The organism is Paenibacillus cellulosilyticus (genome assembly GCF_003182255.1).
GTDB lineage: Bacteria > Bacillota > Bacilli > Paenibacillales > Paenibacillaceae > Paenibacillus_T > Paenibacillus_T cellulosilyticus.
The window spans coordinates 172,566-180,778 of the sequence record NZ_QGTQ01000011.1; the positions used below are offsets into that span (position 1 = coordinate 172,566).

Consider the following 8,213-nt stretch of genomic DNA (forward strand, 5'->3'; position numbering starts at 1 on the left):
TGCTAAACGTATCACCTGTAGGTCGCTTTGGAAAATAATCACATCAGATGATTACTAGGCATTACTGCTGTACCACTGCCAGCTGGCCTTTCGTACAGCGAAGCCGGTATTCTCCAGGTGTGAGGCCATGCATTTTCTTAAAGACGCGGATGAAGTTTTGAGAGTTATTGTACCGAAGCATCTCCGCAATATCGGCTATCTTCGTATCGGTCGTCTCGAGCAGCTGCTTCGCCTTCTCCATACGAAACGCAATCATATAATCCGAGAAGGTCATGCCCGTCTCGCCTTTGAACAAATGACTGAATTGGGACACCGGCATGGAGACCAGTGCGGCAAGCTGCGGCTGAGACAAGTCCGTATCGTAATGTTGTTGAATGTGATGGAGCACCTTCTGTATCGTGCTGTGCGTGCGCTGAACCATCCGCCTACTTAGATGATCAACAATTGGAGGGTAAACCTCAGCCTTAAGCCAGTTTACAATTTTCGTTGAGGTGTTAAGGTCGTTCAAACGACTGTAGAGGTTATAATCATGCAGCTGAGCGCCATAGGGGTCAAGCTCGAATAGTGTCCGCAGGGAGACGGCAATCAGCTGAGTGAACGACTGCCGTACATGCTCGTGGTGGAGAGTTTCCGTTCGGATCGCCTGTGCAAAATCGTCAAGCAGCGCTGCAATATTAGCCATATTGGCCAGCTTCAGATTCGTCACAATCTGCTGCTCGATCTCGTATGGGTACGAGAATGATGCGGCGTCAGGCTTGAGCTGTTCGATGAACAGCACACAACCGCTGCCTTCAATGAGCTGATATTCCAGCGCTTCCAGTGCCTCCAGACAGGATACTCGAACGTGATCAAGCCCCTCATAACTGCGGCCGATGCCAATCGTTACGGTAATATGGAGAAGACTTTCGGCAACGTTCCGAATATCCTCTGCGATCTGGAATAAATTCGCCGCTAGCTTCGGATTGAGGGCCGACTGTTCATGTTCACCATGATTGATTAGCGCAGCAATGTGGCCGTTATGCATCCGAATGACAAGCCCTTCGGCCTGATCCCCGATAATTTCCTTCGTAATGTTAATGACAGCATATTGAAACAGGTTCATATCCCGCTCCGTCTGTCCTCTCATATTGTCTAGATCAATACACATAACCGTGAACTTAGAACGACGAACAGGCAGGTTGTAATACTCCGCCCGCTCCCACATGTCGGGATGATAGGGCTCCGTCAGCAGCTTTTGGATAAAGTTAGACCGCAATAGAGGCATCGACTCCTCGATCTGCTTCTCCAATTGCTGATTGTTCTGGTGCAACGATTCAAAATAACTGCGGATGTACACAAATTCGTTCTGATGCGGCCGATCTTCTGCGACCCCGCCTCTATGACGAATCAAATCGACAAGCGACTGAATAGCCCCGTACCAGCGCTTGGACAGTACGCCTGTGGCAATGATACTGGTCAGAATAAGAACAAGGCAAAGTATAAACGTCGTCTGCTTAATTTTCTGCAAATGTCGGGTCAGTTCGTTATAGGATACGACGGTTACATAATTCCATCCGTTATAGCTGGACTTTAAGGCATTAACCGCCAGGCTGTCCCCTCCAGCATTATCTATCTTAAGCTGCTCGTCCGCATCCGAATTAGCCACCTTGCGGATGAACGCTTCGCTCTCCCTACTAGACAGCAGACTGCTCGTTCGATCAGAGAATACATTCCCGCTCGGCGTTACGATCAGAAGCTCGCGTGCACCCAATTGCATATCGCTGAACACACGAAAGAAAGCGGTATCATTTAAGTTTACGATTAAATAACCAGGTGGCGTATCATTGGATGTATTGATTCGACGGACAAATGTAATCTGGTGAAAATCGTCTCCGACGAGGTCGGACTCAAGCTTATGATCCAGCCATACTTTGGTTGGATTGCTGCTGACCGCTTCCCGAACATAGGCCGGCAGCACCGTGTCCTCAACCATTCCACTGTTCGGTGATACGACCAACTTCTGGTCGGGACGGTAGAGATAAACGGCATCTACATCCTCAATAATGACTTGCATGGCGTTCAGAATGGTTAGCGTCATACCGAAATTCTCGGTATCCTGCTGCGGGTCGGAAGCAGATAAGAAACGCGACAGCGTCGGATTCACCGCGTTCTGCAGCGTCATATTTTCAAGTGTAATGAGCTTCTCATCGATTCGCTGCTGAATTTGCTGAAGCGTCTGCCGATTCGCCTCTCCGATCTCTTCGATGATTTTGCCGCTTGCAATAAAATAAGCGGCAGTGCCCATAATTAACACGGGAATAGTAGCTAGAAGCGAAGCGACAATGAGCACTTTTTTGAAGCCCGAATCGTACATCGAAACAAAAGGTTTCCATTGCGTACTCACCATTAGTCTCCCCCATTCGTAAACTCGACGTTCCTTCCGAAGAAATACCCATCTCCTTAAAACTACCATACTGGATTGAGCCCTAGTATAATCACTTTAGATGATTATTACCATGTCAAAGCGTGAAATAGAGAAGAAAGTCCTTATTGCTTGAATATCTTTTCGATGCCGTGATACGTTTATATCATCCCTCAACTTAGTACCAGAAAGGTGAATCAATATGTATGAAGTTAGTTTGGTATACGATGCACATGCAGCACTAGGAGAAGGTCCCGTCTGGGATCCCATTAACGCACGTCTATATTGGGTGGATATTCTAGCCAATAAGATTCATATCTATGATCCGAATCAACCTCATCTCTCTTCTTATATCGAAGTTGGCCCTTACGTAAGTTCAGTCATTCCTAGACGATCTGGAGGACTCGTTGTAACCTTGCAAGACGGCTTCTACGCTTTTGATCCAGAGTCAGCGGAGCTTACACTACTTGCTAAAGTTGAAAGTCCCGAGCTTGGCAATCGGTTTAACGACGGCAAATGTGATCCGAGCGGTCGCTACTTGGCCGGAACGATGTCCTTGAATGATGTTGTCGGCAACGGCAAGCTTTACTGCTTGGATCTTGATCATACCGTCAAGCCGCTTGTTAGCGAAGTTACGATTTCAAATGGATTAGCATGGACGTCAGATGGGACAACGTTGTATTTCATTGATACACCAACACAGCAAGTCGTTGCTTACGACTATGAATTGACGACAGGAGCTTTGAGCAATCGCCGAGTCGCGATTACGATACCGGATGAAGAAGGATATCCCGACGGAATGACGATCGATTCGGAAGGAATGCTCTGGATTGCCCATTGGGGAGGATGGCAGGTCGCGCGTTGGAACCCGATAACGGGCGACAAATTACTATCCATACCTATTCCCGCATCACAAGTCACTTCCTGCACGTTCGGCGGCCCCGAGCTCGATGAATTGTATATTACGACCGCGAGTGTAGGACTCGATGCGGAGAAATTAGCAACCCAACCGCATGCAGGGGGCTTGTTCCGTGTCAAAGTTGGCGTGACCGGGCTTCCCTTCGAACCCTTCAGAGGCTAGTAACACAAAGCCGGACATCCTATCGGGTGCCCGGCTTTCATCTAAGGTTTTAACTTGCTCCTGTTGCCCCTGTACCTGCTCAGCGCCTTACATAAGTATAAACTTAGGTCTCTCTCTCTTGAAGTGCTAGAAGACGCACCGGACCAATTAATCCAGAAGGCAGCGATTTGCCGTCATAACGGTTCGCCAGACTATTCGTAACCGATATGCGTAGTCTATTCACGCCGGCCTTCAATACCTGCTCCAGCTCAAAGACATAAGGCTTCCACATCCGAGTACCGATCACTTGATCGTTCACTTCGAGCCGAACGAGTTCATGTGCATCGCCCAGATCCAGCTTATATTCCGTTGCTAGCGTATCTTCTTCGAGCTCTACCTCTTTCACATAAGTGACGGTTCCCGAGTAATGCTCCATACCAGACCAACCTGTCCAGGATGTAAGTTCACTTCGTTCACCAGTCCATGGCCCATCGATGACCTGCCAGTCCTCCGATAAGTCCGTTATTGTCCGGATCTCCCTCGCCGTTGATTCTGTATTGCTGCCATTGAAGCTCGCCTGAGGGTCAACCGCAAGGATCAGACATTCCCTACGCTCAATACGTATGACAATATTCTGTCCCTCTGCTGCTTGTTCTCCATTGGCCTGCCCACACTCGCCTGTCCAAGGATTCCAGATCTCAGTCTGACCCCCATGCCGCGTTCGTATGGCGCCTTCATAGGGCTCCTCGCCTTCATTCACAACGACATAGAAGTGAATGCCGTCCTTCGTGACACGACTGATCCGGATTGTGCTCGCAGCAGGCTCCAACGCAACCTCGCTCCCCAGTCTGCTCAATAGCAGCTCCGAGATCTTTTCTACTTTCCCGATTCGTGCCTGACCGATATTCAGAGTTCGTGCACTTCCGTCCCCGCTCAGCTCGACGATATAGCCACCTTGCTCAGCAAACCGCTCTAACCATTGCCAACTAGATGGTTCCAATCTATGACCGTCCTCGATCACGATTGCCTTGTATCGGTAGTCGGCGATTTCAAGCATGCCATCCGTACAGCGGCACGAGTTGTTTAGAAGCGATTCTTCCAAATAGTTGAACTCCACCTGCCGTTCGTACAACGGTCTTACGATTCGCCATGGCAGATAGGCTGCGCCGGCTAGGACGGCGACCTCTGCTCCGTTCTTGGAATCGGTCATCAGCCAGCTCATCCGCTTGATGTAGCTTGAGATTTGGTTGTATTCCGACCACCATATATTGTTAGGCCCAACGTCCGGCGGCCGTTCATCCCGGCGTGCTCCACGGATCGAGTAATAGAAGGCATGCGGGCTAATCAGGTTGACGCCTCGGACGAACAACCAATCCAAATACCACTTCATATTGTCGGCAGTAAGAGTCCATCCGCCTTCTGAACCGCATACGCCGAAGCTCTCGTTCAGATTCCTTCTTCTGCCGCGATGTCGCGCTGCGTCAGAGGAGCATTTGCCCATTGTGCTGTGTACACCTGTGATGCCTTTGTCCGCTTCGGGAGCAATGTACCGCCATACGACGTCCTGGCCTGGGATATGAAAGTGCTCTAACAAACCGATATCATCGCTTGCAGCGGGATGACCCGTCAGCCCGATCCCATGCGCTTCGCACCAATCGGAAAGCGGCTTGTAATAGGTCCGGGACATTCGATTTCGAACGGCGTTCTCGTATACATTCCGTGTCCGTTCCGTCGCATCTCCCACTTCGAACCAAAGCGCCGCTAAATCTTTCTCCTGCATGCCATCGGCTTGCAGATCATTCATGAAGCTGCGTGTCCAAGGTTTTAGATCCTTCTTATGACTGCGGCCAAGTAAATCCGGCTCATCGGTGAACATCGCGAATATCGTCGTTCCGAAATAGCGATTTAGTCTCGCATAATATCGATCATGCGTTAATGAAATAAAAGTTTGTACGGCGTCCGGGTTCAACAAGTCTGCCGCGAGAGGAGCATCGGGCTCGCCATCGTCCTGACCCTCATGAACACCACGAATCGTGCCCCCGGAAGGCGTATCAACGAATACAAGAATGGACCATTCACCCTCGTCTGGCAGCGTAAATGAGATGACATTTTGCTCAGGAACCAGCGTGATCGGGCGAATCTCTTCGACTTCCCGTTCTGACCGCTTCTTTACTGCTTGCACCGATACAAGCGTCTCCTCGGATGACAGCTGGATAGGGAATGAAACAATACCCTTCTCGCAAGGAATTTCCTGCAGCTGCAATCCGCGGCTGGCATAGTCGGGATTGTGTTTCACTACCAATCCACAAGCAGAGCCCGATGGGTACATGCCTTCATCATATAGAATGACGCTCATCCCTAACCTTGCTGCCTCTTCTACAGCAGCTTCGACCAGATCCATATAAGTGTCTGATAAATAGGGAATCTGGCGCGAGAGCCCCATTCGTGGATGGATGACGAAGCCATCGACTCCCTTGGAATGAAACTCATGAATCTGTCGGATGAGCTCCTCCCGAGTCAGTTCGTCATTCCAGAACCAAAATGGGATCGGACTGAATTCAGCTGCTGGGGCAATAAATTGCTGCTTCAACGTCTCGAATGTGTTCATTGTCATTCACCTCTGATTCCTACTTCTTTATATCGCTACTATATCAATCCCGTTATTGATTGTATTTGCAGGTTTCTCGTTTATCTGTGCAGTTTTCTCGGATTTTCATTATAATGAGGAGGCAAGAAGGAGGCGAATGAATTTGTGTGCGCTAATCGTAGGCGAGTTTGATAAGCTGCGTCCAACCGTTAATTTTGCGGACACAACCATCGCAGCACCGACATATTGTTGGGGACCCCGTATAATCCCTGATTATCATTTCATTTATATCCTTTCGGGAACGGCTGAGCTTCGGGTCGGCAATCAGGCTTTCGAGCTCCGCTCAGGAGATCTTGGACTATACGGGGGCGGCATTCCTATGATGTTGCGCAGCAAATCGACAGACTCCCCTTTCAGCTATTACAGCATTCATTTTCAATGGGAGTGCGAATCTGCCACCCCGATTCACCCGTCCCCTCGTATTCGATATTGCGATGAGGAACAGATGAATCAAGACCCGGTTGCTCTAACCATTAATATGCAGGATGGAGACACCATTACGCTGCCTTTCAAGATAAGGGTGCCTCATCTCGAAGATATGATCAGCCATATCGTAAGCGAATACCAGCAGCAGGCATTTGGTTATGAGATTGCCCTTCGGGGCAGAATGAGTCTGCTGCTCGCGGCCCTTCTTTATCATCTGAGAGAGGAACGCGAGCCGGAGAGTAAACGAAAAATCATGCCTGCCTTGCAGCTGTTAGAGCAGCATCTGGATCGTGTTTGGTCGGTTTCGGAGTTAGCTCACGCTTGCGGCTATCAAACAGCTTATTTTACAGAGTTGTTCAAAAAAGCGATGGGTGCAACGCCGAAATCTTACATGCTCGACCAGCGGATTCGTCATGCCAAACGGCTATTGCTTGCAGGCGAATCGATCGATGTTATAGCTAGCAGGCTAGGCTATGGAAGCCCGCATTATTTTCATAGAAACTTTAAGGAAGAGACTGGCATGACACCTTCGGAGTTTCGAATGTACAACCAGTAGGGTATGTTCGAGATTCCTTACATAATAGAAGTTAACGGGAGGGCAATATGGTTAAACAAGCTGTAATATTAGCTGCCGGTTTGGGGACAAGACTTCATCCTATCACCAAAGTGATACCGAAGCCGATGCTGCCGATTGGCACGAAACCTATCCTTGATTTTGTAGTAGAAGAGTTGGAGCAATCTCAAATCGAAGACATCATTATGGTTGTGGGGCACAAGCGAGAACTCATACAGGAGTATTACAAAAACAACCCTAAGGTGCGATTTGTTGTTCAGGATCAAATTAACGGTACGGGTCCTGCCCTCTATTTGACGAAGGGGCTGCTTCGTCATGAACCGTTTGGGATATGTTACGCTGATGATATCTTTCAATATACGATTCCCGTGATGAAACAATTAATCGAGCAGTATCAAAGCCTGGGTGCGAGGCTCGTTACAGGTGTAGAGGAAGTAAGCAGAGCGGAACTGCAAATCTATAACAGTTTGTCTTTGAAATCGATCAAACAAGACTTGTTTGAACTTCATCAAATCATCGAGAAACCACAAGATGATTACCCCTCGAGCTATACATCCACCGGTCGGTTTATTGCGACGCACGAACTATTCGATGAGATTGAACAGTTGAGATCGGATGAAGGAAAAGAAATCTATCTGACAGAAGCGATTAATCGTTTGATCTTACGAGGAAATGCATATGGGGTTGCCTATGCAGGAAAGCGATGGGATACCGGAACCAAAGAAAATTGGATAAAGGCAATCAATGTGTTAAGTTAAGTTGCAAGTCATACTTGTAAAGGCTATCCGCAACACAACATGAAGACTATGTAAAAACGCTACATAACAAAAGCCGGACATCCTAATTGGATGTCCGGCTTTTGTTAGTGTGTCTTGTACAAGATCACACCTTGAAAACTGGATATGAAGAGTAGCAGAACATATTAGCTTTAGCGTATGCTTTACCCTCGCTTGCGCAAAGGTTTTTAGCTTATGCTTCCGAAGTTGCGATTTTGGCATTCGCCAAAACGCTTAGGATAAGCCCTCGACCTATTAGTACTCGTCAGCTGCACGCATTGCTGCGCTTCCACCCCGAGCCTATCAACCTGGTCGTCTTCCAGGGGTCT

At 48.6% G+C, this 8,213-nt stretch carries 5 protein-coding genes and 1 rRNA gene; 3 read left to right on the forward strand and 3 right to left on the reverse strand.

Annotation, left to right across the window (positions count from 1 at the left end):
- Nucleotides 1-61 precede the first annotated feature (61 nt).
- Nucleotides 62-2,386 (reverse strand): helix-turn-helix domain-containing protein, encoded by a 2,325-nt coding sequence (locus tag DFQ01_RS15845; RefSeq protein ID WP_110044861.1) that lies wholly within the window; start codon nt 2,384-2,386, stop codon nt 62-64.
- A gap of 217 nt (nt 2,387-2,603) precedes the next feature.
- On the opposite strand from DFQ01_RS15845, the gene DFQ01_RS15850 reads away from it, so the two are divergent.
- Complete coding sequence (locus DFQ01_RS15850) at nt 2,604-3,482, forward strand: SMP-30/gluconolactonase/LRE family protein (RefSeq protein ID WP_110044862.1); 879 nt, start codon at nt 2,604-2,606, stop codon at nt 3,480-3,482.
- A gap of 103 nt (nt 3,483-3,585) precedes the next feature.
- Here the strand turns inward: DFQ01_RS15850 and DFQ01_RS15855 are convergent, their stop codons facing one another.
- Nucleotides 3,586-6,075 (reverse strand): glycosylhydrolase-like jelly roll fold domain-containing protein, encoded by a 2,490-nt coding sequence (locus tag DFQ01_RS15855; RefSeq protein ID WP_342769995.1) that lies wholly within the window; start codon nt 6,073-6,075, stop codon nt 3,586-3,588.
- A 136-nt stretch (nt 6,076-6,211) separates the two neighbouring features.
- On the opposite strand from DFQ01_RS15855, the gene DFQ01_RS15860 reads away from it, so the two are divergent.
- Together DFQ01_RS15860 and DFQ01_RS15865 are read left to right on the forward strand one after the other, a co-directional pair.
- Complete coding sequence (locus DFQ01_RS15860; RefSeq protein ID WP_174812850.1) at nt 6,212-7,090, forward strand: AraC family transcriptional regulator; 879 nt, start codon at nt 6,212-6,214, stop codon at nt 7,088-7,090.
- Between the two features lie 47 nt (nt 7,091-7,137).
- The gene (locus DFQ01_RS15865; RefSeq protein WP_110044865.1) at nt 7,138-7,866 is read left to right on the forward strand and encodes a sugar phosphate nucleotidyltransferase; all 729 of its coding nucleotides are present in this window, start codon (nt 7,138-7,140) and stop codon (nt 7,864-7,866) included.
- Between the two features lie 253 nt (nt 7,867-8,119).
- Here the strand turns inward: DFQ01_RS15865 and DFQ01_RS15870 are convergent.
- Nucleotides 8,120-8,213, reverse strand: a 23S ribosomal RNA gene (locus DFQ01_RS15870); the annotation flags it as partial.